The 25,856-nt window shown below is 37.6% G+C and carries 27 protein-coding genes and 1 tRNA gene; 1 reads left to right on the forward strand and 27 read right to left on the reverse strand.

Translation table 11 applies throughout. The features are described 5' to 3' along the window. Nucleotides 1-25: 25 nt before the first annotated feature. The 4 genes from tpiA to U8526_RS06545 form a co-directional block, all read right to left on the reverse strand. Nucleotides 26-778, reverse strand: coding sequence for a triose-phosphate isomerase (tpiA, locus tag U8526_RS06530; protein WP_334341163.1), 753 nt, complete (start codon nucleotides 776-778; stop codon nucleotides 26-28). A gap of 29 nt (nucleotides 779-807) precedes the next feature. Beyond that, entirely contained in the window at nucleotides 808-2,022 is a 1,215-nt protein-coding gene (locus U8526_RS06535; protein ID WP_334341164.1) for a phosphoglycerate kinase, read from the reverse strand. A 121-nt stretch (nucleotides 2,023-2,143) separates the two neighbouring features. After that, a complete protein-coding gene (gene gap / locus U8526_RS06540; protein WP_334341165.1) occupies nucleotides 2,144-3,172 on the reverse strand; it encodes a type I glyceraldehyde-3-phosphate dehydrogenase in 1,029 nt (342 codons plus the stop codon). A gap of 34 nt (nucleotides 3,173-3,206) precedes the next feature. Further along, nucleotides 3,207-4,253 carry a sugar-binding transcriptional regulator gene (locus tag U8526_RS06545; protein WP_334341533.1) on the reverse strand — a complete coding sequence of 349 codons (1,047 nt, stop codon included), beginning with the start codon at nucleotides 4,251-4,253 and terminating at the stop codon, nucleotides 3,207-3,209. A gap of 224 nt (nucleotides 4,254-4,477) precedes the next feature. Between U8526_RS06545 and U8526_RS06550 the strand changes: the two genes are divergently transcribed. Beyond that, a tRNA-Arg gene (locus U8526_RS06550) sits at nucleotides 4,478-4,549 on the forward strand. Nucleotides 4,550-4,767: 218 nt separating this feature from the next. On the opposite strand, the gene U8526_RS06555 is transcribed toward U8526_RS06550, so the two are convergent. From U8526_RS06555 to U8526_RS06665, 23 genes are all read right to left on the reverse strand, one after another. After that, complete coding sequence (locus U8526_RS06555; RefSeq protein WP_334333043.1) at nucleotides 4,768-5,280, reverse strand: helix-turn-helix domain-containing protein; 513 nt, start codon at nucleotides 5,278-5,280, stop codon at nucleotides 4,768-4,770. Between the two features lie 22 nt (nucleotides 5,281-5,302). After that, a complete protein-coding gene (locus U8526_RS06560) occupies nucleotides 5,303-5,851 on the reverse strand; it encodes a hypothetical protein (RefSeq protein WP_334341166.1) in 549 nt (182 codons plus the stop codon). A 228-nt stretch (nucleotides 5,852-6,079) separates the two neighbouring features. Then, nucleotides 6,080-7,300, reverse strand: coding sequence for a restriction endonuclease subunit S (locus tag U8526_RS06565; RefSeq protein WP_334341167.1), 1,221 nt, complete (start codon nucleotides 7,298-7,300; stop codon nucleotides 6,080-6,082). Next, nucleotides 7,293-7,472 (reverse strand): restriction endonuclease subunit R, encoded by a 180-nt coding sequence (locus U8526_RS06570; RefSeq protein ID WP_085013068.1) that lies wholly within the window; start codon nucleotides 7,470-7,472, stop codon nucleotides 7,293-7,295. The genes U8526_RS06565 and U8526_RS06570 overlap by 8 nt, the downstream gene beginning before the upstream one ends. A 337-nt stretch (nucleotides 7,473-7,809) precedes the next feature. Beyond that, complete coding sequence (locus tag U8526_RS06575) at nucleotides 7,810-8,760, reverse strand: peptidoglycan recognition family protein (RefSeq protein WP_334341168.1); 951 nt, start codon at nucleotides 8,758-8,760, stop codon at nucleotides 7,810-7,812. Then, a complete protein-coding gene (locus U8526_RS06580; RefSeq protein ID WP_334341169.1) occupies nucleotides 8,761-9,180 on the reverse strand; it encodes a phage holin family protein in 420 nt (139 codons plus the stop codon). It abuts the gene before it with no gap. Nucleotides 9,181-9,262: 82 nt separating this feature from the next. Next, nucleotides 9,263-9,619, reverse strand: coding sequence for a hypothetical protein (locus U8526_RS06585; protein WP_334341170.1), 357 nt, complete (start codon nucleotides 9,617-9,619; stop codon nucleotides 9,263-9,265). Next, a complete protein-coding gene (locus U8526_RS06590; RefSeq protein WP_334341171.1) occupies nucleotides 9,619-11,253 on the reverse strand; it encodes a phage tail protein in 1,635 nt (544 codons plus the stop codon). The genes U8526_RS06585 and U8526_RS06590 overlap by 1 nt, the downstream gene beginning before the upstream one ends. Then, a complete protein-coding gene (locus U8526_RS06595) occupies nucleotides 11,254-11,529 on the reverse strand; it encodes a hypothetical protein (protein ID WP_334341172.1) in 276 nt (91 codons plus the stop codon). It lies immediately after the preceding gene. 141 nt (nucleotides 11,530-11,670) lie between these two features. Then, nucleotides 11,671-13,413, reverse strand: coding sequence for a phage tail spike protein (locus U8526_RS06600; protein ID WP_334341173.1), 1,743 nt, complete (start codon nucleotides 13,411-13,413; stop codon nucleotides 11,671-11,673). Continuing rightward, the gene (locus U8526_RS06605) at nucleotides 13,410-14,099 is read right to left on the reverse strand and encodes a distal tail protein Dit (protein ID WP_334341174.1); all 690 of its coding nucleotides are present in this window, start codon (nucleotides 14,097-14,099) and stop codon (nucleotides 13,410-13,412) included. Before U8526_RS06605 ends, U8526_RS06600 begins: the two co-directional genes overlap by 4 nt. Beyond that, entirely contained in the window at nucleotides 14,100-17,678 is a 3,579-nt protein-coding gene (locus U8526_RS06610; RefSeq protein WP_334341175.1) for a phage tail tape measure protein, read from the reverse strand. Between the two features lie 247 nt (nucleotides 17,679-17,925). Beyond that, nucleotides 17,926-18,312, reverse strand: a complete 387-nt coding sequence (locus U8526_RS06615) for a hypothetical protein (RefSeq protein ID WP_334341176.1) — start codon at nucleotides 18,310-18,312, stop codon at nucleotides 17,926-17,928. 15 nt (nucleotides 18,313-18,327) lie between these two features. Next, nucleotides 18,328-18,933: a phage tail protein gene (locus U8526_RS06620; protein WP_334341177.1), complete on the reverse strand. Its 606-nt coding sequence runs from the start codon at nucleotides 18,931-18,933 to the stop codon at nucleotides 18,328-18,330. A 14-nt stretch (nucleotides 18,934-18,947) separates the two neighbouring features. Beyond that, complete coding sequence (locus U8526_RS06625; protein WP_010019290.1) at nucleotides 18,948-19,355, reverse strand: hypothetical protein; 408 nt, start codon at nucleotides 19,353-19,355, stop codon at nucleotides 18,948-18,950. Further along, nucleotides 19,355-19,726 (reverse strand): hypothetical protein, encoded by a 372-nt coding sequence (locus U8526_RS06630; RefSeq protein ID WP_334341178.1) that lies wholly within the window; start codon nucleotides 19,724-19,726, stop codon nucleotides 19,355-19,357. The genes U8526_RS06625 and U8526_RS06630 overlap by 1 nt, the downstream gene beginning before the upstream one ends. Beyond that, nucleotides 19,716-20,063 carry a hypothetical protein gene (locus U8526_RS06635; protein WP_334341179.1) on the reverse strand — a complete coding sequence of 116 codons (348 nt, stop codon included), beginning with the start codon at nucleotides 20,061-20,063 and terminating at the stop codon, nucleotides 19,716-19,718. Before U8526_RS06635 ends, U8526_RS06630 begins: the two co-directional genes overlap by 11 nt. Then, nucleotides 20,044-20,361 carry a hypothetical protein gene (locus U8526_RS06640; RefSeq protein ID WP_334341180.1) on the reverse strand — a complete coding sequence of 106 codons (318 nt, stop codon included), beginning with the start codon at nucleotides 20,359-20,361 and terminating at the stop codon, nucleotides 20,044-20,046. The genes U8526_RS06635 and U8526_RS06640 overlap by 20 nt, the downstream gene beginning before the upstream one ends. A 174-nt stretch (nucleotides 20,362-20,535) precedes the next feature. Next, complete coding sequence (locus U8526_RS06645) at nucleotides 20,536-21,744, reverse strand: phage major capsid protein (protein ID WP_334341181.1); 1,209 nt, start codon at nucleotides 21,742-21,744, stop codon at nucleotides 20,536-20,538. Nucleotides 21,745-21,747: 3 nt separating this feature from the next. Further along, nucleotides 21,748-22,491: a head maturation protease, ClpP-related gene (locus U8526_RS06650; protein ID WP_334341182.1), complete on the reverse strand. Its 744-nt coding sequence runs from the start codon at nucleotides 22,489-22,491 to the stop codon at nucleotides 21,748-21,750. Continuing rightward, on the reverse strand, nucleotides 22,466-23,794 hold the full coding sequence (locus U8526_RS06655) for a phage portal protein (RefSeq protein ID WP_334341183.1): 1,329 nt from the start codon (nucleotides 23,792-23,794) through the stop codon (nucleotides 22,466-22,468). The genes U8526_RS06650 and U8526_RS06655 overlap by 26 nt, the downstream gene beginning before the upstream one ends. 15 nt (nucleotides 23,795-23,809) lie before the next feature. Continuing rightward, nucleotides 23,810-25,456 carry a terminase TerL endonuclease subunit gene (locus tag U8526_RS06660; protein ID WP_334341184.1) on the reverse strand — a complete coding sequence of 549 codons (1,647 nt, stop codon included), beginning with the start codon at nucleotides 25,454-25,456 and terminating at the stop codon, nucleotides 23,810-23,812. Next, on the reverse strand, nucleotides 25,443-25,766 hold the full coding sequence (locus U8526_RS06665; protein ID WP_334341185.1) for a P27 family phage terminase small subunit: 324 nt from the start codon (nucleotides 25,764-25,766) through the stop codon (nucleotides 25,443-25,445). Before U8526_RS06665 ends, U8526_RS06660 begins: the two co-directional genes overlap by 14 nt. Nucleotides 25,767-25,856 lie beyond the last annotated feature (90 nt).

A 25,856-nucleotide genomic window follows, 5' to 3' on the forward strand; every position in this document is an offset into this window, starting at 1 on the left:
AAATAAATAACTTATATAAAACTAATTATTTATTGAAGTTAGCCAAAGCGATATATGATTCTGGATCCATTGATGCACCACCAACAAGTCCACCATCAATATCTTCTTTAGCCATTAATTCTTTAACGTTAGCAGGTTTTACAGAACCACCGTAAAGAATACGTACTTTGTCAGCTGTATCAGCATCGTACAAGCTAGCAATCTTTTCACGGATTACGTGAACCATTTCTTGTGCTTGATCAGCAGTAGCAGTCTTACCAGTACCGATAGCCCAGATTGGTTCGTAAGCGATAACTGACTTAGCTAAGTCAGCAGCTGAAATGCCTTTAACAGCATTTTCGATTTGACCAGTTACCCATGATTCAGCTTTGCCGGCTTCACGTTGTTCTAGAGTTTCACCACAGCAAATGATAGGTAGCATGTTGTTCTTCAAGATAGCAATAGCTTTCTTGTTGATGTCTTCATCAGTTTCACCGAAGTATTGTCTTCTTTCTGAGTGACCGATAATTACATAGTCAATACCCATTTCGTCAAGGGCCTTAGGTGAAGTTTCACCAGTAAATGCACCAGCATCTTCGAAATATGAGTTTTCAGCAGCTGTCTTCAATGGTGTGCCTTCTGCACCTGCAACAAGTGTTGTAAGGTCGATGGCTGGAGCACCAATGATAGTTTCTACGCCAGATTCTGGCAACTTACCTTTGATACCGTCTAAGAATTCTTGGGTTTCTTTAGGATTTTTGTTCATCTTCCAGTTACCCGCAATAATAGGTGTACGCATAAAATTAATTCTCCTCTGAAAAATAATAATTATTTATCTGAAATTGAGTCGATACCAGGTAATACTTTACCTTCAAGGTATTCTAGTGAAGCACCACCACCAGTTGAGATGTGTGTTAGCTTATCAGCAATACCAAGACTCTTAGCAGCAGCAGTTGAGTCACCACCACCAACAATAGTAATAGCATCTGTTAAGTTACCCATAGCACGTCCAACTTCTAGTGTACCTTCAGCAAACTTGCTCATTTCGAATGCACCCATTGGTCCATTCCATACAACAGTCTTTGCACCATTTAATTTATCTTGGAACAATTTAACTGTCTTAGGTCCGATATCAAGAGCCATTTCGTCATCAGGAATATCAACACCATCAGTAGTTGTTGCATCAGCATCATTTGAGAATTCTTTAGCAACGATGTGGTCTACAGGAAGAACAATCTTGTCGCCAGCTTTTTGAAGGAGGTCCTTAGCTAGTTCAACTTTGTCTTCTTCGAATAGTGACTTACCGATCTTGTGGCCTTGGGCAGCTAAGAATGTATAGGCCATACCACCACCGATTAAGATGTGGTCTGATTTTGGAATTAAGTTTTCAATAACACCGATCTTATCTGAAACCTTTGCACCACCAAGAATTGTTACAAATGGGTGTACAGGATTGTCAACAGCGTTACCTAAGAACTTGATTTCCTTTTCCATTAAGAAACCAGCAGCAACGGGTTTGCCAGCAGCCTTCATAGCTGTTGAGATACCAACGTTTGAAGCATGGCTTCTGTGGGCTGTACCGAATGCATCGTTGATAAATACGTCACCAAGTGATGCCCAGTATTCGCCAAGTTTAGGATCGTTCTTGCTTTCACGTTTGCCGAAGTCATTATCGATATCTTGGAAACGAGTGTTTTCCATCAATAGGATTTCACCGTCTTTAAGATCATTGATAGCATCTTCAAGTTCTTTACCTTCGTTAGTTGGTACGAACTTAACTGGCATACCGCTTAATTCTTGAAGTTTAGCAGCAACTGGTTTTAATGACAAAGCTAACTTGTCTTCATCACTCTTAATACGACCCAAGTGAGATAGCAAGATAACCTTTCCACCATGTTCTGAAACATACTTGATTGTTGGGATAGCACCAACGATACGGTTTGTATCGCCGACAACACCATCTTTAATAGGAACGTTGAAATCTACACGCATTAGGACTTTTTTGCCCTTTACGTCAACGTCAGAAACGATAAGTTTAGCCATTGTAAATAATTCCTCCAATATTTTCCTTAAAAAAAGGCGGAAGGAGTTATCCTCCCTCCGCCAATTTAAATCATACTAAATTAGGTTTTATCTTAAATTAGTTACTAATTTAAACTAATAATTAGTCTAAGCTAGCAAATTTTTCAAGTGTACGAACCATTTGTGCAGTAAATCCTGATTCGTTATCGTACCATGCAACAGTCTTTACAACTTGGCCATCACCTGAACCAACAATTTGTGTTTGTGTTGGGTCAAAGATTGAACCAAATGATGTACCGATAACATCTGAAGATACGATTTCATCATCGTTGTAACCGAATGAAGGGTTGTTTTCTGTATACTTCTTGATTGCAGCGTTTACTTCGTCAACTGTAACTTCTTTGTTAAGAGTTGCAACTAATTCTGTAACTGAACCTGTGATAACAGGTACACGTTGTGCATGTCCATCAAGCTTACCTTTCAAGTCAGGAACAACTAGACCAAGAGCCTTAGCAGCACCAGTTGAATGAGGGATGATGTTTGCAGCAGCAGCACGTGCAGCACGAACATTACCTTTACGTTCTGGACCATCTTGAAGTTTTTGTGTAGCCGTGTAAGCATGGATAGTTGTCATTGTACCAGCTTTAATACCGAATTCTTTGTTTACGGCATTTGCTAGAGGTGCAAGACAGTTAGTTGTACATGAACCAGCTGAAGCAATCTTAACGTCGTTTGTTAGGATGTCATCGTTAACACCATAAACAACTGTAGGCATAGCACCTGATGGAGCTGAGATCAATACACGTTTTGCACCGGCATCGATATGAGCTTGTGCTTTTTCTTCTGATGTGTAGAAACCAGTACATTCAAGAACGATATCAACACCGTCGTTAGCAACCCATTTAAGGTCTGCAGCGTTCATTTCAGCATATACAGGGATCTTCTTACCATCAACAACGATAGCTGCATCTTCAGCAGTGATCTTGTCAATTTCGAAGTTACCATGAGCTGTATCATACTTCAATAGGTGAGCAAGCATAGCAGGTGAAGTTAAATCGTTAATAGCAACAACTTCCAAATCTGTCTTGCCAGCTGCTTGAAGTGCAGCGATACGGCGGAATGCCAAACGACCGATACGGCCAAATCCATTAATACCAACTTTTGTAGTCATACAAAAATTCCTCCTTCAGGAAATAAAAAAAATATTATTTTAAAGGGTTATCCCTTAAAATCAGTTTTGAGGCACCTTCATCAGTGATCAAAATCGTATGATGAGGTGCGTTTTTCATATATGATTGAATAGCGTTAGCTTTACTTTCGCCACCGGCAATCGCAATCACATATTCTATTCTAGCAAGGTCCCGGACATGAAGTCCAATCCTAGGTACCTTATAAACAAGCTTACCGTTCTGATCGAAGAAATCACCGAATGCTTCTGAAACAGCTCTTCCGCTGTCAACCACATCCTGTTCCTTAGAAGAAAGGTTTCTTCTCTCAGCCATGACGCTTGCAGTGCCAATGCTGTGAATAACAACATTACTTCTATATATTAAATCAAGAACCGACTTAATTGAAGTCTCTTTTTGCAAAGATTCAAAACTTTTTTCAGAAATATCTTCTGGAAGATACAATGCCCGGTACTGACCCTGTGTTCTAGAAGCCATTTCCGCACAAACACTGTTAGCTTGAATTGCTACTGATTCACCGACCCCACCACGTGCTGGTAAAAATACCAGTTGACGGTTTTTCGATAAATCAGATGAAAGATTTCTTGCAACTCTTGCCAAAGTACTACCGCCTGTGACAGAAATCATTGACTGTCCTGTCGGTAACAGTGTTCCTAAAAGTTGATTAAGTCTCCTACCAAACGAATCGACTACTCGATGTTGCTTATCAGCATTACCTGGTAAAACAATACATCTACTGATTCCCAATCTGCTACTCAATTGTTTTTCCAATAAAGCAGTTCCTTGATAATCGGCTAACACGTCCGTCAATTTAATTACTACGTCGCTACCTGTCTTTGTCAAAGACATTCCAGATTTCGAAGAAATAATCAAACCTTGTTTCCGTAATAAGTCGGTTTCAGTTCTCAATACACGTTCAGTAATGTTAAGATCATCGGCTAACACTCTGCGCCCGATAGGCTCCATTAATGAGATACTCTGAAGTATTCTAAATCGCTTTTCCAGAGTTTTAATGAAGTCTGGGGCGACTAAATCCAGCAATTCTAAATCTTCATTATTAGTCATTTGATATACTCCATGGGGCAAGTCCTGTCCCTGTATGTCTATTTACGACCCATGTACTCAAAAAATAAAAGCCCAGATGATTTATTCTCATCTCCTAAGCACAACTAATAGTATAAACTCTCTTGTGAATATTTCAAGTGATATGCGATAAAAAGTCCAAGTTATATTAATTTTTTTAGAGATTTACATTTCACCCTATGATGAGCTAAAATTATATTGTGCTTGCGCTGCTAGTGTAATGGATAGCACACAGGATTCCGGTTCCTGGGATGTGGGTTCGACTCCCACGTGGCGCATAATTAAACACCGATATATTTCACATAGTCCCGAATTTACTATTATATATAGCTTTTTAGCTGATAAAACTTTGATGACTTTCGATAAGCTTTTAAAAAAATGAGTCACGGATGAGTCACAAAAAAAATACAGTGGGAACAAAGTTGATTATCGCCAGTCAAATGACTAGCGATTTTTTTGTGCAAAAAAAGTCCACATAAATTTGTAGGCTACTTATCTAATTTGTTTCATCATAAAAATCGGCTAGTGCTTTTACTATTTCGTATTTGGCCTTGTCTAGATCATAAACACCATTTCTATAATTATTGATCATCATTCGACTAACGCCAACTTTTTGAGCCAACTCTTTGTCTTTAATGGACTTGTTGCCTAAAATCAACCGTGCTTTGTCGATTGGCTCAACCGTAAGGAAATCTCTCCAGTATTCAACAAATTTATTTAAAGCCTGTTGTTGTTTTTCCTGGTTAGGATTACCAACTATAAAACTGTCTTCGGCTCCGTCATTGTTCAAACCATAATAAGTCACAACAATATCATTATCTTTGACATCTTCGGGGCTTACCATGTTCCCGCCTTTAACCCATTCATCTTCGTTGTTATAGAAATAATCATAGTCATCTTTATCAAAAACATTGGCGTTTAAAATTTGGTTAGTGTTTCCCTTTAAATTAATGTAGTCACCACGTCTCTTGTTGTCTAAAAATTCTTGAATCTTTTCAACGTTTTTCATTTTTGAATCCTCCACTTTTTAATTAAACCAGCCACTCATATTCACTGTGTGAATAATCATAAAATTCGTTACCACCAACGTTATGATCAGAAATTCTAATTGATATTTCATTACTCTTTAAATTTCCATTAAACGAAGTATCAAAGTATTTTTCGTATTTTTTGATGAAATCATCAGAACGTTTAATTGTTAGATATGTTGAAATTGTCTTGTGAGAAACTTCAATGTTTAAAATCTCAAAATCCTTACTGATTGTATAAATGATGTCTTGAATTTCATCAATTTTATTTTCCAGTTCATCTATTTCATTAGATTGTTTATCAACGTCACTAATTGTGTCAGCGATTTCATCTTGCATGCCATCATCAATATAATCGTGATACAAATCAACAGCCTCATCATAATCTAAAGCTTTGGAAACTTCTCCATCTTCAAATGCTGATCTTAAAGGTTCAAAGCCTTCTTCAACAGCCGTATCAATATAACCGTTAACTGAATCAATAACATCTTTCTTACTATCAACTAATTCTTCATTTTTTAAGTTTAAAACATCATATTTTAAATCAGTCATTTTGATGACTTCCTTTCCTTGATTACAAGTACATTATAAAGCATACTTTATAAAATGTAAAGTATACTTTATAAAATAATCAAAATAAAAAAGCCCCACCCAATATTAAGTGTGGACTAATTGCTCTGATAATAAATAAAATAGGATTGTGCCTTTCCTCAGCACTTTTATAGATATTAGGAGTTATTCTTTCAATGTTTTCGAGGGGCGATTTGATATTTATAGTCCCTATACAAACATCTTTTGTAAAAAGCCTTTTTTCTGTTCTTTCAACAAATCTAACTTACGTTGATGAAGAGCAATAGTGTTGTCAATCATCATCAAAAACTCAGAAATTTTCTCTTGTTCAGACAAATTTACGGGGATCATGACTGATATTTGACTCATAACGTTATTCATCAACTTGGGATTTCCAACGTGTGAAACCCATTTCCATGCAGATCTGTTGAGATTTTCGGCCATTGCTTTATTAGCCAGACCATCAGCGGATAGAAGAACGCCATTGACGTTTGTACTATAAAATTTTCCGGGTCTAAAGTTAACAGTCCCTGCGTTAGCACCATCTGTAGTCCAAGTTATTGCGGTATCAAAAAGATAGTCCGAGTAATACCCCATCAATCCATCATTCTTTGTTTGCGAGGAATATACGGGATACTGATTCTTTCCAACTTTCTCAGGAGTTGTCTTGCTTGTTGCAAGGACTTGGCCTCTTGTAACTTTATACAACTCACCTACCTTACGCTGTTCCCAATCGTCAGCAAACCCTGCAAATCTTAATTGCGGGAACTTGCTCCCATTTTGGGGGAACATTTTTTGCAAGTAGCCTTTTTTCTGTTCCTTGAGCAAATCTAACTTACGCTGGTTAGCAGCGATAAGATTGTCTAGTGTTTCAAAAAACATACCCAATGACTCTTGTTCCTTGAAATTTGATGGGATTGATACCTCTGTTTTGGAGAAATCTTTTTTCGTAATGTGAGGTTGAGCCGACCCAACCTTCATCCTACGCATGAACGTATCAATCAAATTCCCTCGTAAAATCGAAATCATAAACGGAGTCGAAACTTCATTTGGAATTACATTTCGCAAGATTAGCATGGCCGAATTAATTCGAACGCTAGGGTAACGATCGACGATATCACCGGTATACCAGGCAATATTTCCTAACGTCCCCCGAGATGTCATGACAATATCATTCGGTTCCATTTTTCCAGCACGCAACTGAGAGTCTTTTTCATCACTGATGTATTTGATCGTGTTGAACAAAAATCCGGATGGCCGCACGTTACCTGTGTCCAAAAAGACGTTGGTTCCATTCTCTAGAAAATCAGAGTTGTGAGGATAGTTACTTCCCCTGTCGCCATCAATGATATTGAAAATGTTTTCTAACTTATGCTGTACCCAATCATCACTATAACCATTAAAGCGAATTTGAGGCACTTTATTACTCATGATTGCCCCCCAACGGAGTATCTTCTAGTCGTTTACGATTGTTGGCATTCAGAATATCTCGCCAGTGATCATATAACCGATCAACTGTTACACCAGAATAATCTGTTAGATATTCCCAACCTTCACTCTTTAGCTTGTCAATTACAGCTTGTTCAAATTTATCTTCCGCCATTTAACTAGTCTTCTTTTCTTTTTTAGTTGTAACTATTTACCAAAACGCCACCAACTCTTGTTGGATTTATTTTATTGACAGCAAACAGTTAGTTTTTCTGACATTGTTATGATTTTCTTTTATTTCTTTATTTATTTACAAGTTCTATTATATATTATTTTTTTAATTATTTTTAGACAAATAAAAAAGCCCACCACCTAAATTAATAGATGATGGACTCTTTTAATGCTATCAAAGTTAATTCAGAACTAAGGTAATTTACAGTATTGTCCACGTCAATGAACACCTTTAAATTAACGCATATTATTATATTTGTCTAGCATTTACCGTTTAAAATTTATCCTTTAAATCCTGAACCTTGCGCATATTTAATAGGAACATATTCGTCTGTAGCCACTTTGTAACAGTAACCAATTCCAGGGATGTTAACTAACTTATCAGTCGTCTTCCATTCACTACCGGCTTTGAATTTCTTGTTACTGCCAGAAATGGCAGCGCCCTTACCATCGACAGATTCAGCTTGATCTCCATTAATAACTAATTTGTCTTTAAAGGTCGTGGATGACTGCGGTAGATAGATGTTACTTCCAATCACAAAATAAGGTTTGCTATCAATTACTTGGATTGAATTAGATACCCATTTTGAACTTGGTGTAATCCATGAACCTTCATTAGCTTGTCCATTCTTATTATATGTAGTGAACGTCTTAAACGCTTTACTATCTAGTACTTGAACCACATTATTAACTGTGGATTTTGGCTTTTCTACGGTATTAATACCGTTCTTAACATCAGCTTTAAATTGTGCTTTACTGATTCCCCATTTAGCCAAATATGGATAAGGGTCAACATGATCACTTTGGTTATTTGGCTGATTATTTGTGCAGTATTGATGTGTGACCACGCCATACTTCGAAGTATCCAACGTTAGTGGGACGCCTGCTTCAACAGCTAATTCACGCAATAAATTGACATATAATTTATAATCAGTCATAAATTCAGCTTTGGTCTTGTGTGATTCGATTAGTTCGACACTAGCATATCCCCACGAGTTCCAGCCACCGCCTACGTCCCAAGCACCTTGATTAGTAGCAGCGGTTTGATAGATTTTACCGTTGCCTACTACATGAGTAAAGAAACCAGAACGTAAATCTTTCCACGACATATATCCAGCATCTTCTTTAGCCATGGATTTATTGTTTCCAGTTGAATGTGCATGGACTTGTCCAAATGGTGGAACTCCCACTAATGGTGTATCTTGTCTAAAATAACTCTTATCAATGTTCATTTATTTGTCCTCCTTATTTTCTTTCTTAGGTTCGCCATTTTCAGCGTAATCGCTAAGCTTGTTCAATCTATCCTTGAAAAAGTGTGGAAGTGGCAATCCCATTTGTCCGACATTTTCTGTGATTGACGTTGCATACATAAATATCCACAACCAGAGAACCGCATCGCCTACCCATTTATATCCGATAGCGATTGACCACGGATAAAGTAGCCACACTAAAAGTATGATCGTGATATGAATAGCAAATCCCTTCTTACCGATACTGCTATCGGTCGTAGATGTTACTAATGATTTTGAAATGCCTGTAATTACATCGGCCAAAATTAAAACTGCCAGTGTGAAAAGCAACGGATTTTTGTCTAAGTGTTCCATTGCATCGACCCAATTCATTAGGCCGACATTTGGTAATGGTGCATACATATATTCATCTCCCTAATTTTTCGTAAAAAAATAAGCCTATAAGGCTGTGATTTTAGTTATTTTTATATCTCCTATACCAATTTCATTTGAGAATGACAACGACAATAAAACTAGTTGAATCGCTGATTCTCACCGAAAGTTCGCCGTTTGAATTAATAGCAAATTTAAAATTGCTACTAACAAACTCTAAATTCGAAATATTATCAGGGGTAGCATCAACATCTTTCAATACATACGTTTGGTAGCCATTCTTATAAATAATGCGTATTGTATATTCATCATCTTTTGAAGGCTTGTAGGGAGCTGTATATTGACGTATTGTGTCATAATTGCTCGATGCTGAAAACACGATATCGCCGCTTTTGTGACCACCACCAATTTCTCGGTCGCCATACATAATTTTAACCACGTCATTACCTCCAATTTTTAATTCCGACATTAGCTTGCCTCCGTATCATCAATTACTATATAAAACTTATTTTCCAAGGTTCCGGCTGTTTTCTTGGCTTCATAGTCAGTTTTACTAATCACTTCTGCTTTTGATTCATAGTTAGCCAGCTCAGTCTTATCTGCTTTCTTCGTTATTCCGTCATTGATGGCTTGAACACCATCTTTATTTTTAGTCACGGCATCGGCTAGCTCTCCGATAGTGTCTAATGTAGCGGGAGCAGCACCGATAATATCCTTGATGCTTTGCTCGGCGTAAGTCTTGGCTTGTCCAACACCTGTAGAAATTTTCTTGTCGACCTCGGAAGATGTGGGATAGTCGGCTTTGTCTAAAGCATTTGTGATAGCTGTTTGAACACTTCCATCAGTCGCAATATCTAATGGATTAGGGCACCAATCAGTTGCTACGAAGCCTTTTTCAATTTTTAGGCACGAATAAAATGCGTTTTGATTCATGTTATTAGTCCAGATATGTGCTTTAATATCTGCAACACCATCATTAATACTTATAGAGCATTGACTTAGGCCATTCTCATTATAACTAACAGCATTTCCTGTGGCTTTTGCTAATTCATTTCCGCTGGAGTCATAAGTCTTTAAAACAAGGCTTGCAGACCCTCTTAATAAACTACTTGCATGGGCCGCATTATTAATCATTGCAGACGCACATAAATTGTCGCCTAAACTCTTGTCATACTTAATATCAGCAGCTTGCATATACCAATTTGTAGCCTGAACTACCTGATTGCTTGTTCCCGTAAGCAAGTTAGTCCTGACACCACTAATATTTTGAGCAGCTAAATCCAATTGAGCTTTCAAAGCATCAAATTTATTTTTAACGTCTGTTGCTTGTCTATTTAAGCTGTCTAAAGATGTATTAAAATCTGCAACGTCTTTATTAATTAATGCTTTGAAGCTGTCATAGTCGCCTTGTAGTGTTGCCAACAGTGCTTTAAATCTGTTTTCGAAGTCTGCTTTTTGCTTATTAAAATCAGTTTCAAAGCCTGCTTTTTGGCTGTTAAAATCACTTGCTCGTTTGTCTTGAGCGTCTGTGAATGCTGTCTGTGAACTACTTTGGAATGCACTCCACGCTGTTTTAGCAGCATCTAAGTCTTCCTTTGACTTATCCACGAAACTCTGCATCTTGCCAGTTAATTCTGCAACTTTGCTATCAATCTTCGCATTTCCAGTATTGGCAAAATCTTTTAAGGCTAAAACATAAGATTGACCTTCCTTGATTAATGTTTCAAAGTCATCAATATAGCTTCCGGCTTCTTTGATTGATCCGATCCCTTGCAGCACGACTAATTTAATATCTGATGTGGAATCATCTCCGATTTTGAAATACATGTTTCTGAACACGCCGACATTTGTGTACATTTCATCTGGAAACTTAACCTTGAACGTGTTTCCCGACTTATCAGTCACAGCCTGCTTAATTAGTCGTTGGTCGGGCGTTTTGGCGATGAGTTCAATGTCAACTGTAGATAAATCAGTATATTTTTCGAATGACTTCCCAAGCGTTACTTGCAGCTCGTCACCTGTATCGCCTTGTCTAATCTTCAAAGGCAACTCGTAGATTGGGGTTGTCTTGTCTGTATCTAAAACAATTGGTTGTAAACTCATTTAATCACCTCCATTCAATATATTTTCAATTATTTTTCTATCAAAGTTATAAGGTCTGTGAAGTTGACCATCAAAATATGTATAGTAATCATGTAACTTTTCAAATAATGGATATTCTGAATCAATCAAATGGACATAAATATAACCATCATTAATTAACGATTCATCTGGCTTAAAATCATTAAACTGCTTGAAACTATATTCGGAATCGTCATCTGATTTTAAATAATCTGTGACGGCTCCAATATCATTTGTTTTTATGTAAATCATTGCCATTCGACTTCACCTTCAATTCTTCATTTTCTTCTTTGAGATGTTTATTTTCGATAAAAAGAATAGAATTCTCAACCTGTGTATTAGCTAATTTACCAGCTAAATCTTTAATTACTTCGTTCGCATTTCCTTTATTCTCCATGATTATTTCAAGTCACTTTCATTTAAAATTCTTAGTCCACCCATGTAAAGTTTTCCAGAGCCATCACCGGTTAATTTAGCCCCATTAATCATTAGATATCCCGACTCTATGTTCATTGCTCTAATTCCATCAATTTGATGAACCGTCATATTATTTGTCGAAATACCATAGCTTGTAATGGATGTTCTATTCGATCCAGTACCCATTGATATGTCTGTATCGCCACTAATGGTTACACCACTAATTTCTCCACCACGAATATGAACGCCAGTGATACTTTGACCCACAAAATTATCAGCATAGACGCTACCACGGTTATCAATAGATACCGTACCTTTACCATCATAATAGATACCTTTAGAGTTCCAACGCATCCCATAGTTACCACCCGATTTGCTGGCAACAATATCCGTTGGGTTTTCTCTATTGGGAAGGAATCTTATTACATCACGACCGCTTCCGTTGATATAACCCAGCATGTCATCCCTAGTATCGTTAACATTCTTCTTCAATTCGTCCATCAACCGCTGTTTTTCTTTATCGCTGGCTTTCAAATCAGAAACATCTTTATTTGTCTCGGTTAAATTGACGTTCGTTTCATTCAGGTTTGTGTTGGTTTCATCGACTTTGGTTTCAACGTTAGTTACTTTGTTTTCGGTACTGACGGTCTTGTCTGAGATACCAGTTCTAGCAATCGTGCCTAATTCTACTTCTGTGTATTCTCTGGCTAAGGCATCGTATTTGTAACTAATGATGCTGTCTTTAATATCAAAATCACTCACTTGAATGTGGACAATATCTAACGGTTTAACATCAACCAGCTTCTTGAACTGGCTGTATTCCTTTGTATCTCCCAAATTCTTGAATTGAATTTTGATATTGATACTAGGCTTATCAGCTTCGTTCTTACTGTATTCTTCTTTTGCCAAACTTCTTAGTTTCTCATAAGCTTGATCGACAGGGATGGCACCCTCTTGATTAAATTGAGAGTTAGAATTTTCAGCCTTGACGTCCTGATAGTTAACTGTTTTGATTTTGATATTTTTGTACTTATCAATTAGTGGACTGTCCACATATTTCTCAGGCAACATCAAGCCATCGAATCCAATCGGCATGATTCTAGTTGCCATCGGCTCCCAGTCAATTTGATACGTATATCCTGTTAGGTTTTTGCCGTGAGTAATTTTAAAACCTCTATCCTCACCCATCGTCCTTAGCATTTTCACATCGTAGCCATCACGTGAGATAACGCCACCCCAGCGATTTAGAAATGTATTATCTTTAGATGTATCTAGTAGCGCTTGAACTGGATTCATTCTGACCATTCGGCAATTTGCAACTTTATCAATATCGGATGTAAACCTAAACTTCGTTGGATATTGAAAAGCCGCATTAAATCTATCCATCAATGCGGTTCCAGTCAAATTAACGAAGTTAGAATCCTCGATTAAGTTAGATGCTAAATCGTAAAATAGGTGATAGCACTCGACTTTCAAGAACCCTATTTGTTCGGTAACTTTATGAATTCGAAAAGGTTGCTCGCCTAGTGGTGTGGGAGCGACCACGATCATATCGCCTTTGATTATTCCGCTGTATTTCTCTTCGCTAAAATAATCAAAGTCAAAACTGTACATGCCGTTTTTAGTCCACTCTACGGAATTGTCTTTAATGCCACTATCTAAGACGGCAATACCATTAGTCTTGAACTGTTCTTCTGTGGCATCTTCGGGAAATAGTCTGATCATAGATATCTCTCCCTTACGTTAAATTTAACGGTATCGAAGTCGCCACTAATTTCGATGTCATTTTGACCAGGCATTAAGCGAGGAAAATCGCCAACCATTGATAAACCTAGATTCGTATCATCCCTATAAATCTCTTGAATTTCAGAGTCTATATAGGCGTGTTCTACGGTCAAGTTCAGTTCAATAGCTTGGTCATTAATCGTAACGACTCCCTCACCGCTGCCCATAATTTCGAGTTTCGGGAGGGAGTAGATAGTTCCACGATTGAAAATGGTTCCATCTTTGACAATGGTTACCTCATCATTACCGACATGATATTCGAACGGGTCGCACACGAATGAGACTTCGAACGATCCATACTCGGCGATCTCATTATCGATATCTCCAATCTCGACATACTTAACTTTGCGATAAATGATGTCGTCATCGAATCTTATTTTTTTACAGTTAAAAAGCCACGACTTAATGTGTCGTAGCTTTTCTTTTACGTTGAAATCTTCCAACATGTTGAATTTTACTTTCTGAGTTACATCCTTGATATATTTCAAACGGTTCAAACTTCCGTTTCTTCCGTCTACATAGTTAGATTCAAACTCATAATTAGGATTTGATAGAGCTGGTCGGTCTTCGACAGCTAACAGCATGTCTGAATCATAGACTCCATCAATCACCATGTGCAGTGTCATTTAATACCCCCTAACTCCAAAACTTGATTTATTGCTTCTTTGGCCAATCCAATCGTCAGCACGTTCAAAAATCCTATCTACATCATCGTTATCTCTAACTGTGTTATAGAAAGTCATTTGAACATTCTGTGTGACGGGTCTGTTAATTCTTTCATTTGTAGCTTGCACAATTTGATTACCAATTGCAGATAGATTTTTATAATTTAATGGAAGTATTGCTTCAGGTCCAGCTTCGCCACCGCCTTGCAAGTTACCACCATTCATCCCGAAAATAGTTGGTGCTTTCATGATTCCACCAATTGCATTCCACTTTACAGATAGATGCGGTACTGACGGTGGTTTGAAACTGAATTTACCTTTTAAATGAAATTGTGGCAATGGTGGCAAACTGATTCTAGGAATTCTTAGATGCATTGAACTAAAGAATCCTTTAATCGCACTAACAATCCCTGAAATCGTTGATTTAGCTGCTTGAACTGGACCAACCATTGCTGACTTGATTCCATTCCAAACGCTTGATGTTACTGATTTGATATTGTTCCAGGCGTTACTTACTAATGATTTAATTGCATTAACGACACTTGAAATTGCTGATTTGATTCCATTCCAAATGCTGGATACTGTCGATTTAACTCCATTTAAGACAGACGATGTTACAGATTTAACGGCATTCCATCCAGCTGAAACCGCCGATTTGATTCCATTCATCACCGAAGTTGTTACGGATTTGATTCCATTCCAAGCTGCTGAAACTGCTGATTTGATAGCATTCATCACCAAAACTGTTACTGATTTGACTGCATTCCATCCGGCTGAGACTGCTGACCTAATAGAATTAAGTACCGAAGTCGTTACCGAAACAATGGCTTGCCAAATGCTTGTAATAATATTTTTTATGCTGTTAAAAACGCTCGTTGTAACACTAACAATTGCTTGCCAGATAGTCACAACTCTACTTTCTATTGCAGAAGTTACCGTTATAAATACAGTAGAAATAGCATTCCAAATCGTGGTGAAGAAACTACTTAATGCGTTAAAAATCGTTTGTGCCGTGGTAACTATGGTTGTCCAAATAATACTCAAGGTATTAGTTATGAATGTCCATACACTTTGGGCTGTGGTAGAAATAATTTGCCACATTTGACTAAAGAATTCTACTAATGGTTGCCATATTGGTGCTGTTAAAGCAACGATTGCTTGCCAAGCCCACTGTAACCAAGAAGTTATAAATAGCCATACACCTTGAATGACAGATTGAATGGTCATAAAAATAACAGTAATTACGCTAACTAATCCATTCCATATACTCGATGCGATTGATACAATATTTGTCCATAATCCAGATAAATAAGTAGTAATTGAATTCCAAATACTACTTGCTGCCGTACTTATTGATGTCCAAAGTCCACTAAAGAAGTTACCCAATCCGTTCCATATACTACTTGCTGTTGAAACGGTGCTTGTCCATAAACTTGATAGGTATGAGGTAATTGAGTTCCATATATTAGATGTTGCTGTAGCTATCGAATTCCAGACATTTGAAATTGTCGTAGAAATTGCATTCCAGACCTCTTCAGTCTTGGCTTTGATTTGATCCCAATGAGTAACTATATAGGTAACAATGACTGTGACGGCCGCAACTATCGCTGCCACCAAAACAACCGGCCATGTGGCTGCCAAACCTAAAGCTGTAGCAATCGACCCTAGCGCTCCTAGTAGTGAACCAACAATTGCTATTACTGGCCCCACTGCTGCCGCAATTGCGGCAAGTGCCACTACAAATTTCTGTGTTTCAGGACTTGCATTACTGAATGCTTTCGCCACGTTTTCAAGAACCTTAAATACGGGTTGTAAAGCATCAAGCACATCACTTAGTGCATCCATCAAAGGACCACCGAATTCAATACCTAAATCAGAAACCTTATTTTTAACAATTTTTAACTTGGAGCTGAAGGTTGAATAACGTTTCTCAGCTTCTTGAGTTAAAGCAGTGTTCTGCTTCCAACCATCACCTGAGATTTTCAAAGCTTTAGATAAAGTATCCCCGGCACCAGAAAGACGTAACATAGTATCGATTTCTTGTGTCGAATTAATTCCCATATCTTTTAGCATTGAGGTAACATCTTTACCACTAGCTTTGGCTTTACCAAGTCCTTTAACAAATGAAACAATTGCTCCGGAAGCATCATCCTTCCAATGTTGCTTGAATTGCGATGATGACATTCCTGAGACTTTGGCGAATTGTCCTAAAGTCTTATCGCCACTAGCTACAGAGGTATTAATCTTTTGCATAACACGAGACATCGCACCACCACCGGCTTCAGCTTGAATACCAACTGATGACATTGCGGCTGCCAAACCAGTGATTTGCGATTCAGTTAATCCAACCTGATGACCAGTACCAGCAAGTCTCAGTGACATATCAACGATATCTGACTCAGTAGTCGCCATATTATTACCAAGGTTAACGATTGCCGAACCTAAACGATTGAAATTCTTTTGTGGCATACCGGTGATATTAGCCAGTTTGGCCAATGCAGTGGCAGCATCTTCCGATGACATGTTTGTTGCTTGTCCCATATCAATCATTGTTCTGGTAAAGCCTAAAACATTAGGTGTTTTGATTCCTAGTTGTCCAGCCGCTTCAGCAACATGAGAAATTTCCGTTGTAGTAGCCGGGATTGTTTTGGCCATGTTTCTAATACCGGTCTCTAAATCTTTGTACGAAATTTTAACCTTGCCGTTGGAATCTTTTACTTCATCAACTGTCTTTTTGACTCCTGTAAAAGCACTATCGAAATCACTAGCTGCTTTGACTGAAGCAGCAACACCAGCAACAATAGGTGCAGTTACACCAACTGTCATACCCTTACCGACAGATTTCAATTTATCTCCGGCGTTAGTCATTGCTGATCCAAAGTTTTTCATTTTGTTAGTAGAATCAGCATAGGAATTAGCAAAGTCCTGGTTAGCCTTTTTAGCCTCTAATAATTTTCCATTTAAATCCTGAACTTGTTGAGAATTCTCGCCATATTCCTTCTTGGCCAATTCAAGTTGCTTCTCTAAATTCTTAACTTGTTCGGCTGTGGCTTGTTCCTGTTTTGCATAATATTGCTTTGCTAATCTAGCTTTATCACTGGCCTTGGCGTTGTTGCCAAGCTGTGCCACTTCCAGTTGATACTCTTTTGAAAGATTACTAGAAGATGTTTCAAGTGACTTTTGTTCTGAAGCAAGTGATTTTAAAGTAGCTTGTCTCTTTTGAGATGCTTGAGCTGCTTCACTCTCAGCCTTCTTGGCTTCATTCAGTTTTTCATTTGTTGCGGTAATTCTATTTTTTAAAGATTCTTCTTGTTTCTCGGCAGTTAATAATTTATTTGTCCAAAGACGGGTTTCCTCTGAATTCTCACCTGTAACCCGCTTAACATTTTCTAAAGCTTCAGATGTAATTTGAGTCTTACTCTTGGCTAGTTCGTACTGGTTATTCAGTTTGGTTAAACTAGCATCAAGCTTTTCAGATTCACTGGAAGTATTCCGCATTTGTTCTTTTTGCAATGCAAATTGTTTATTTAAAGAAGTCATAGCATTACTATTTTCTTTAATAGCAGATTTGAATTGCTGATTAATTACCTTATATTCAAGTTGAATCTCTTTTCCGTTTGCCCTTAAATAACCTCCCTTCTAATTTATGAATTTAAATAATTTTCAACTTCAACTTTATTAATTGCTAATTTGTTCAAACTGCTAATTGGCCAATTTTCGGCAATTTCAGGCTCAATTCCTATAAAAAAAACGTAGAAGCTAAATAGGTCTTCTACGTCGTCGATAATTATTTTCGGTGCTTTCTTTTCCTGTCCTTGCCGTTTTCTTTTTTTGTTGAACGCTTAAATCCATTAGCAAATCTAGCATCTGCTTTGGTCGAACCGCTAATCATCTCGGTTAGAATCTTACCTGATTGTTCAAAGTCCAAATCCAATTTATCTTCAAAATCATCTTGGCTCATCTTCGTATCAGGATTGGCATTCAAATAAGCAATCCAAGTTGAATTAATAAGATAAGGCTCCATTTTTTTAGGTTCCTTATCTGCACCAACAAAGGCTTGTAATAAGGATTCTGGCAAGAGCCCCTTATCCTGAAAAACTCTTAATGCTTTAATTGAAATTTTTGGTTTAATTCTTACTTTTTCGCCATTATTTAGTGTAATTTCATCAATCATCTTAAAACCTCTTTATTATTTTGATGTTGTTGTAGAAGATGCTGGTGCTACGGCCTTTACTAAGTCCGGTGTAAAGTCTGTCAACCACTTATCTGCTAAGTCTGTATCAACTTCACTTTGAAGTGCTTCGTAGAAGAATTTGTTATTATCGTCTTTCATGGCAATAAATTCTTGCTCAATTTCGGCGATTTCTTCACCACCATTTTCTAGTTCCCAAGTCATACCACCAGAGAATTGCATATTAGGAAACGCACGTAACATTGCCATTGCTTCGTCTAAATCAAGAACTTTGAACGACATAATTCCACGTCCTTGACGTGAATCGGTTCCATAAGCGTATACGCCCTTCTTTAAACCATCTGTTTTCAATCCCCAGACTTTACGCAAATTTTCAACTGGCATATGTCCAGTAAATTTACATTTTAGTTGTGTAGGAATATCCACAGAACGAACTGTATCGCCTTCACATTTCTTAATTACTGTCTTTAATGTAGTTTCAATTTCAAGCTTTCCTGTACACCCTAACTTCACTGAGGGAGTGACATAAGCACCATTTTCAAACCATTTAATACCGGCATCTGTAACTTTGTATTCGTCAAACGTTGTAAATTCTTCAGCCATATATATTTCTCCTTTTATAATTTCATTGCGTCTTCTAACGCTTCCATAACTTTTCTAAAAATTGGATTTGAAGCAGCTTCCCCACCTTGTTCAAAGAACCTTTGATCAATAAGGTTATGTGGTCCAATACCATCATTTGGAAACACCAGGTAACCGAAACTACCCTTGTTCTTCGCTGCTCCACCGCGTGCATAAACTCTAAATCCCAAGTTCATCATGTCTGATTTAAGTGGATTAGAATTCTTAGCGTGTTTTTTGTTTCTATTTGACATAGGCATAAACTTAACGATTTGTTGAATTGCTTGTTTAGCGCCATATGTATGTAAAACTTTATTAACAGCATCTTCGGCACGATCAGGAACCTTAGCCATTTCATTTTGAATGGCTTTTGAACTGTCATAGTTTAAAAAGAATTCAGCCATTACCAGTCACCTGCTTTAATCACATGAACGAAGTTCAAAGTAATCATCTTGGCATCTTCGTTTGTATCAGTGAATTTACCGTCATCAATCTCTGAGCCTGTGAATCTAAGGCGTGCCTTAGTCAGCTTGTCTGCAAGCTGTAAAACATCGATTTGAGAGTTGTTGCGAGTAATAAAAGACAGAACGAACTTTTGTAAAAATTGATTATGATTCTCCTGGACTGGTGTAATCTCACCGTCTTTTGAATAAATAAAAAACGACTTGTTAGCCATAATTTCATCCTTTTCAATTGACGTATCAAACAGTGGATAATCTTCTCCGTCCATGATTTCGATGAACTTATCGAGCTTTAAAGAATCTTTAAACTTCATTCAATACACCTTCTTTAGTGAGATACCAAAACATATTTTTCCTATCGGTCGATAAGTCGATATATTCAATCTCGTAGTAGTTACCATTAATGACAGCTTTGTGAATCTGCTTGTCGATTCCTGGAACGTAATAAGTTTCAACTTTTAAATTAGATGATTGATCTTTACCACTACTGAAAATGTCCTCATCCTGTTGTCGAATTTGTTTGTAATCAAAAAAGAGAAAGCCGGATTCATTTAATTCAAACCCGATTTTCTCTTTAAATTCATTACGTTTAGTTTTAATCGTTCCATATCTTAAAACACCGTCAGTATAGTTAGTCAGTCGTTTTTTCATCAATTGACCTCCTAGCTACTCCGTTAACAATTTGTAAATGTAAGATGTCACTTTGATAGTCCATGGGAAACATCTGCCTGTAGCCGTCCCAGTAGTAGCGACAGTAGTTCATAAGTAAATCGTTAGCGACTATCGATGCTTCTGATTCGCCAGCAAAGTTGATTGGTCCTGCTCTACTGGTGATGAATGCCATGCCACGTTTGATAGCTTTTTTCAAACTGTTGTCACGTTCGTTAAAAGAAATTTGAAGCTCACTTTTAACTTGTGTTAGCAGCTCATCACTAACTTCATATTTCATTTATTAACCTCTATTCTGTAGGTACTAATGCTAATAGGTCGTCTTTAGTAGTCTTGCCGGTGTAATCAATTTTTTGATTATCTAACCAAGCTTTAATTTCGGCTACTGTTTGTTTAGCTGTTGGCTTAACAGTTCCAGCCGTATCAAAGGCGCCATCATTCTCAGACGGCGTTTCTATTTTGACTCTTCACTGTCAGCGGCTTCACTTACATCGTCAATCTTGCCGGCTCTCTTAACGTCAGGAGCGCCTTCAAGTTCAGGAATAGTTGCACCTTCCATACCAGAGATGTCAGCCACGAAGAATGCGTTTTGATTCTTAGCAACACCCATACCGAAGAATTTAGCAATATATAAGTCCATATCTTCGATTGCTAGTGTTTGATCATATTCCTTAAGTTCCACGGCACCAGATACGCCCAGAATGTAGTTCTTAGTGAAACCGAACACGATTTTATCTTCTGGAACGGCATAAGATTGGATGATAGTATCGCCAGTTGGCAATGCAATTAAGTGCCAGTTGTTGTCAGCGTCGTTAACAGCTAGTTGTGGGAACAACTTAGCCCAGTAGGACATAGGGTTAACGATGGCACTGATTGGACCATTAGCAGTCTTAGCTTTAGTCAAAGCTGCGTGGATTCCAGCTAATGACAATGGTTTCAAATCATTCAATTTAATAGCTGGTTTGTCAGGATATACACCATCAGTAGAACCAGAAAGCTTCTTAGTCATACCGATTGGTTGCAAGTTACCATCACCAGAAACAACAGCAGTTTCAAGTGTTGCACTCATAGTTTCTTCAAGGAATGTAATTACATATTGTGCCAAATATGATGGGCCTAATTTAAAGAAACCTTTTGGAACTGCCATGAATCCAGATAGTTTGCTTGATTCTAGTGAGAGTGGCTTGAAACCATCTTCAACGATTTGCTTGATATCATCTGGAACTTTACCCCAGAAAGCAGTCTTCTTAGTTGGATCAGCGTAAATAAGTTTCATCAATGCTGTTACTGGTTGAGTATCGATAGCAGCAAGCAATGGATGTTCCTCTGTGATACGTGATAGAACGTCTTCAATGACTGTTTCGGGTAGAACTTCATCTAAGTTTTCGAAAGATTGTTTCTTAGCCGCATCTGCGAAGAATTTTCTTTCAGATGATGTCATCGGTCTACGAATTCCACGGGCTTCAAGCACCTTTTCATCATTCATTTCAGTATTCATTTCTTTAACTTGTTTGAATGCATCAGCACTGATTGTGTCTTGCAATGATTGAGCGAAGTTTCCAAATGCCTCTTCTTGAGCCTTTTCATCTCCATCACGTAGTGCATTGAACATAGCCACACGTGAGTCTTTTAGTTTTTCATTATCTAAATCTAAATTTTTCATCTATTAATTTCCTTCTTTCGCAATTAAATTAGCTAATCTATCAGCTAGGTTTGTTGATTTATTGATTGGTTCTTTACCCGGTTCGGGATTGTTAGCATTAGCAACAATCTTGTTATCTCCGTATTTAGCGAATAATGAGGATTTGATATTATCTTGTTCCTTGTCCTCGTCTTTATCGTCAGAGTAATCAAGAATCTTGTCCGCAAACCCGAATGCTACTGCCTCGTCAGCATTTAAGAATGTTTCAGCGTCTAGCAAGTCTGTTAATTCTTGGCTAGTTCCTTTAAATCGGCTTTCATAAGATGCAATCAAAGAATTATCCATCTTATTAAGCATTTTGATGACTTGTTCAAAGTCTTGAACATTCCCATACTCAAATGTTGCAGCATGATGAACCATCATTTGTGCATTTTTTGGCATAAAAATAGTGTCGCCTGCCATAGCTATGACGGATGCGGCACTAGCTGCTAACGCATCAATATAAACATTGATTGTTTTATCCGATTGTTTTAAAGCATTGTAAATCCCAATACCTTCAAAGGCATCTCCACCAGTTGAATTGATATGTACATCTAACGTGTCGCCTTCAATTTCGTCTAGCGATTTGGTAACACCTTTAGTAGTAATGTCTTGAGCATCGGTATCCCAGAATGATGCTGATGAACCAATAAATCCATACAAGTTCATTCTTGCCGGTTTATCATCGGTAGCATCAACTACGTTAAATACTGTTTTTATTTTCTTCATGTTCTCCATCTCCATTGTCATTCTCACCACCCTTCAAATTGTCATTGTCCTGATCTTCCACAAGGCTGTAATTTTTGCTAATCACGTGTTTGTCCGCCCAGTCCTCATCGATTGGTTCATAATCCATAAAGTCCAAAATATCATTGATTGACCAGACACCAATACGACTGATTAACTCAGCTGAATTAGCAATCTTAGTTAGATCGTAGTTTCGAATCTTATCAGTTCTGATTTTGCAATATGTATGTTTGATAACATTGTTCTTACCAAACATTTTGCGATTAATTTCGTCTTCAATTTGTTCAGCAATTGGATTGATACAAAATGAAATAAAGTTATCGGTCATACCGTCAATATCGGCTGTATCGCCCTTCAATAAGCCTCGTGGAATCATAAATGCATCTGCTGACATATCCACGATATCGCTGACCATTGCTGAAATATCTCTAGTAGTCTTATTAGCAGCACTCCCGGATGACTTACTATTACCGGTAGCGTTCAAATCATTCAAAGTTAATCCAGATTCGAGTGGAGTGACTGAATCTTTATCACTAAACACACCCTTCAATCGTTCTCCGAATAAGTCATCAATGACTGTATCGTATTCAGTTAATGGAATACCGTTCTCATCAGTCACTTGATTACCATTTTCATCAACAACTGGACGTGATTTTAATTGGTCGAATGTTGAATCGATATTCAATGCGTACTTAATAGCATTGCTACGGTTGTAGTTTTTAATTGCACCTTTCAACAGTGATCCATACTGTTCGAATATTCCATCAAATAAAGACTTAACCTTTGAATTGTTGAGTTTTAAATGAAGCACTTCGCTTTCAATAAAGCTAGTATTCATTGAGTAGTTACTAATCATGATGTTTGAATACACATTCGGTTTAAAAGCAAATTCGTGAATAATAAAGTCATCAGCAACTAGCAATTCGCCTGTAACTCTTGATTGAATAATTAAAGCTCCATCTTCATTCATAACCATTTGATAGATAACTTTGTTCCAGAAATCAGCAGCGTTCTGATTTTGATTAGGTTCAACGTTCAATTGGTACCATGTATCTCCCTGGAATTTCTCGCCTTTTTTCAATGTTTGAAAATCGCATTTAGTTAAGGCATTAGAAATTCGATTGATACATAACTGAATCGCATATAGTTTAAAAGCAGTATTGGTAGTTGAGGACTGGATGTAATTCTCAAACAACTGATACTGCTTTTTTCTTAGCTCTTTAGCTTGTTCTGATTCTGTGACTCTTACCGGTTCGTTACTTTTAAAAATATTAAGAAATCCCAACCGCTCACCTCCTTTCTAGTAAGTGTGTGTTCTCAAAGTTCTGTGATATGTCGCAACTGGAATATCTAGCAATTCTCTAAATTGGAAAGCATTCAGGAAAGCAAAAAAGCCATCAGTCTTTCGCAACTTAGGCTCAATTTTTTTGTATTCAATATTCCCACGCTCATCACGATCTTTATAAACGTTATTTGTATACCAACGCATCATGAAATCATCGTCTGTATATACGAGCTTGTGATAGGCGAATAAATCATCGATGGTATTCTCTAGTTCTGTATGTGTCTTGATACCCGTTCTAGCTTGTAGCAAGTCATCAAAACCGTTATTTTTGAATTCCTGTTCCAGGTAATTACGTCTAAAAGTATCGGCTGCAACGCCTTTAATGTCGTATTTCTTGGCTTGTTCTAGAATCCAATCAACAACATATTTAGGTTGGTTGGTTTCATCGTCGATAATTTTAATTAATCCGCGTTCTTTCGCGACATCTAAAGGAACTTTGTACTTTCTATGTTGCAACGCTTTGTAATTGATGAGCGAATGATGTTTCCAATAATATTTATCATCGATTTTGAACAATAATCCAATTCCACAAAAGTCCATTGTGTCCGAGAAATCAATTCCGACCACGCAGCTTCTACCAAGTAGCGAGGGAGTGGGTTGGTTAGTAGCCTTGATATCTTCCCATTTTGCAACTGGTGATTGTGCTTTAGTTGCCGGAATGTTCATTCGTTTGGTCATGAATTCAATACGTGCTTGGTCACGATCGTGTGCCTTCTCAAACTCTGATTCCATTTCATGTCTTAAATTTGGAAAATAAATCAATGATGGATTAGCTTTCTCCCACATTTGCTCGTCTTCCCACTCATTGGGACTATCCAACTTACAAATAAATGGAAACATTCGGCGCTTAGGTCTCTCGCCAGCAAGTACCATCTTGCTTTCCTCTTTTAGATTATCCAAGAAACCCTCACGATTATATCCGTCTGTGGTCATGTAGAAACGTCTTGGGAGTGGTTTCTTACCTAATCCAGATGTGAATACGTTAATAGTTTCTTCGTTCTTGTAAGCGTGAATTTCATCGAAAAATACTGCACCAGGTCTGCCACCATCTTTTGTGTTGGCATTGCTTGTGCGGTATCTAATTTTAGAATTAGTTTTCTTGTATCGAATCAATTTCTTAGTCCATTGAAAGTATTTCTTATAATATTTCTCTTTACTATCAAGTAAATCGTGAATTTCGTTGAATGAAGTAGTGGCTTGCTCTTCTGATGTGGCTACAATATCAATATCATAATCTCTGATTCCTTGTTTACTAGCTAGTAGCCACTCTTCAGCTGACATGAAACCAGTCTTACCACCTCCACGACCTAAGAGAACTAAGAACTCGTCAAACATCAAACTGCCATCGTCGTAGAAGGCTCCATGGACAAAAGCCAGGATGAATTTCTCCCAGGGTAGCAACTTCCACACGAAGTGCTTTTGGATATTTTCCAAAGCCTCATCTATTAAGTCGGTTCTTAATACGGCGTGCGGATCGTTTAACTTATCGATTAGAAAGTGCATCAATTGAACTTGTTCGTTGCAAGCGATGATTTTCCCAGATAAAACACCATTCATATACTCATCAATTGCTGGATGATATTTAACTTTAGAAATCGTCATCGTCTTCAACTTCACCTTCAATCGTTTCAATATGCAACTGTTGCAGAATCTTAAGCATTTGAGCGTTAACTTTAACTAATTCAGCGATAGAATCATTCTTCTTGTATCCGTGAGACTTCTCACCGTTTCGCCACTCAATACTTACGCCACGATCCGCAATATCAAGAATTAGTTTGTTCTTAATTTCATAAAAACTCACATAATCGTTAACTAAATCTTCAAATTGCGGTGTATCGGCACCCATGGTCTTCAATTGCTTTAATAGTGATTCCTTTAGGTTCTTGGCTGTTATCGTCTTCTTTCTTGCCATATTTTTGTAAAACCCCCTCTCATGTAAGAATTGATATTTTTGTTGAGTCTTCATCCTTCCCCGTTGTTCGGTTCCCTAAGGGATTGTCCA

Source organism: Companilactobacillus sp. HBUAS56275, assembly GCF_036913655.1.
In the GTDB taxonomy this organism is placed as follows: domain Bacteria; phylum Bacillota; class Bacilli; order Lactobacillales; family Lactobacillaceae; genus Companilactobacillus; species Companilactobacillus pullicola.

Coding starts and splice junctions, on each gene's coding strand:
- tpiA (WP_334341163.1), bottom strand. CDS start 778: ATGCGTACACCTATTATTGCGGGTAACTGGAAGATGAACAAAAATCCT.
- U8526_RS06535 (WP_334341164.1), bottom strand. CDS start 2,022: ATGGCTAAACTTATCGTTTCTGACGTTGACGTAAAGGGCAAAAAAGTC.
- gap (WP_334341165.1), bottom strand. CDS start 3,172: ATGACTACAAAAGTTGGTATTAATGGATTTGGCCGTATCGGTCGTTTG.
- U8526_RS06545 (WP_334341533.1), bottom strand. CDS start 4,253: ATGACTAATAATGAAGATTTAGAATTGCTGGATTTAGTCGCCCCAGAC.
- U8526_RS06555 (WP_334333043.1), bottom strand. CDS start 5,280: ATGAAAAACGTTGAAAAGATTCAAGAATTTTTAGACAACAAGAGACGT.
- U8526_RS06560 (WP_334341166.1), bottom strand. CDS start 5,851: ATGACTGATTTAAAATATGATGTTTTAAACTTAAAAAATGAAGAATTA.
- U8526_RS06565 (WP_334341167.1), bottom strand. CDS start 7,300: ATGAGTAATAAAGTGCCTCAAATTCGCTTTAATGGTTATAGTGATGAT.
- U8526_RS06570 (WP_085013068.1), bottom strand. CDS start 7,472: ATGGCGGAAGATAAATTTGAACAAGCTGTAATTGACAAGCTAAAGAGT.
- U8526_RS06575 (WP_334341168.1), bottom strand. CDS start 8,760: ATGAACATTGATAAGAGTTATTTTAGACAAGATACACCATTAGTGGGA.
- U8526_RS06580 (WP_334341169.1), bottom strand. CDS start 9,180: ATGTATGCACCATTACCAAATGTCGGCCTAATGAATTGGGTCGATGCA.
- U8526_RS06585 (WP_334341170.1), bottom strand. CDS start 9,619: ATGTCGGAATTAAAAATTGGAGGTAATGACGTGGTTAAAATTATGTAT.
- U8526_RS06590 (WP_334341171.1), bottom strand. CDS start 11,253: ATGAGTTTACAACCAATTGTTTTAGATACAGACAAGACAACCCCAATC.
- U8526_RS06595 (WP_334341172.1), bottom strand. CDS start 11,529: ATGGCAATGATTTACATAAAAACAAATGATATTGGAGCCGTCACAGAT.
- U8526_RS06600 (WP_334341173.1), bottom strand. CDS start 13,413: ATGATCAGACTATTTCCCGAAGATGCCACAGAAGAACAGTTCAAGACT.
- U8526_RS06605 (WP_334341174.1), bottom strand. CDS start 14,099: ATGACACTGCACATGGTGATTGATGGAGTCTATGATTCAGACATGCTG.
- U8526_RS06610 (WP_334341175.1), bottom strand. CDS start 17,678: ATGACTTCTTTAAATAAACAATTTGCATTGCAAAAAGAACAAATGCGG.
- U8526_RS06615 (WP_334341176.1), bottom strand. CDS start 18,312: ATGATTGATGAAATTACACTAAATAATGGCGAAAAAGTAAGAATTAAA.
- U8526_RS06620 (WP_334341177.1), bottom strand. CDS start 18,933: ATGGCTGAAGAATTTACAACGTTTGACGAATACAAAGTTACAGATGCC.
- U8526_RS06625 (WP_010019290.1), bottom strand. CDS start 19,355: ATGGCTGAATTCTTTTTAAACTATGACAGTTCAAAAGCCATTCAAAAT.
- U8526_RS06630 (WP_334341178.1), bottom strand. CDS start 19,726: ATGAAGTTTAAAGATTCTTTAAAGCTCGATAAGTTCATCGAAATCATG.
- U8526_RS06635 (WP_334341179.1), bottom strand. CDS start 20,063: ATGAAAAAACGACTGACTAACTATACTGACGGTGTTTTAAGATATGGA.
- U8526_RS06640 (WP_334341180.1), bottom strand. CDS start 20,361: ATGAAATATGAAGTTAGTGATGAGCTGCTAACACAAGTTAAAAGTGAG.
- U8526_RS06645 (WP_334341181.1), bottom strand. CDS start 21,744: ATGAAAAATTTAGATTTAGATAATGAAAAACTAAAAGACTCACGTGTG.
- U8526_RS06650 (WP_334341182.1), bottom strand. CDS start 22,491: ATGAAGAAAATAAAAACAGTATTTAACGTAGTTGATGCTACCGATGAT.
- U8526_RS06660 (WP_334341184.1), bottom strand. CDS start 25,456: ATGACGATTTCTAAAGTTAAATATCATCCAGCAATTGATGAGTATATG.
- U8526_RS06665 (WP_334341185.1), bottom strand. CDS start 25,766: ATGGCAAGAAAGAAGACGATAACAGCCAAGAACCTAAAGGAATCACTA.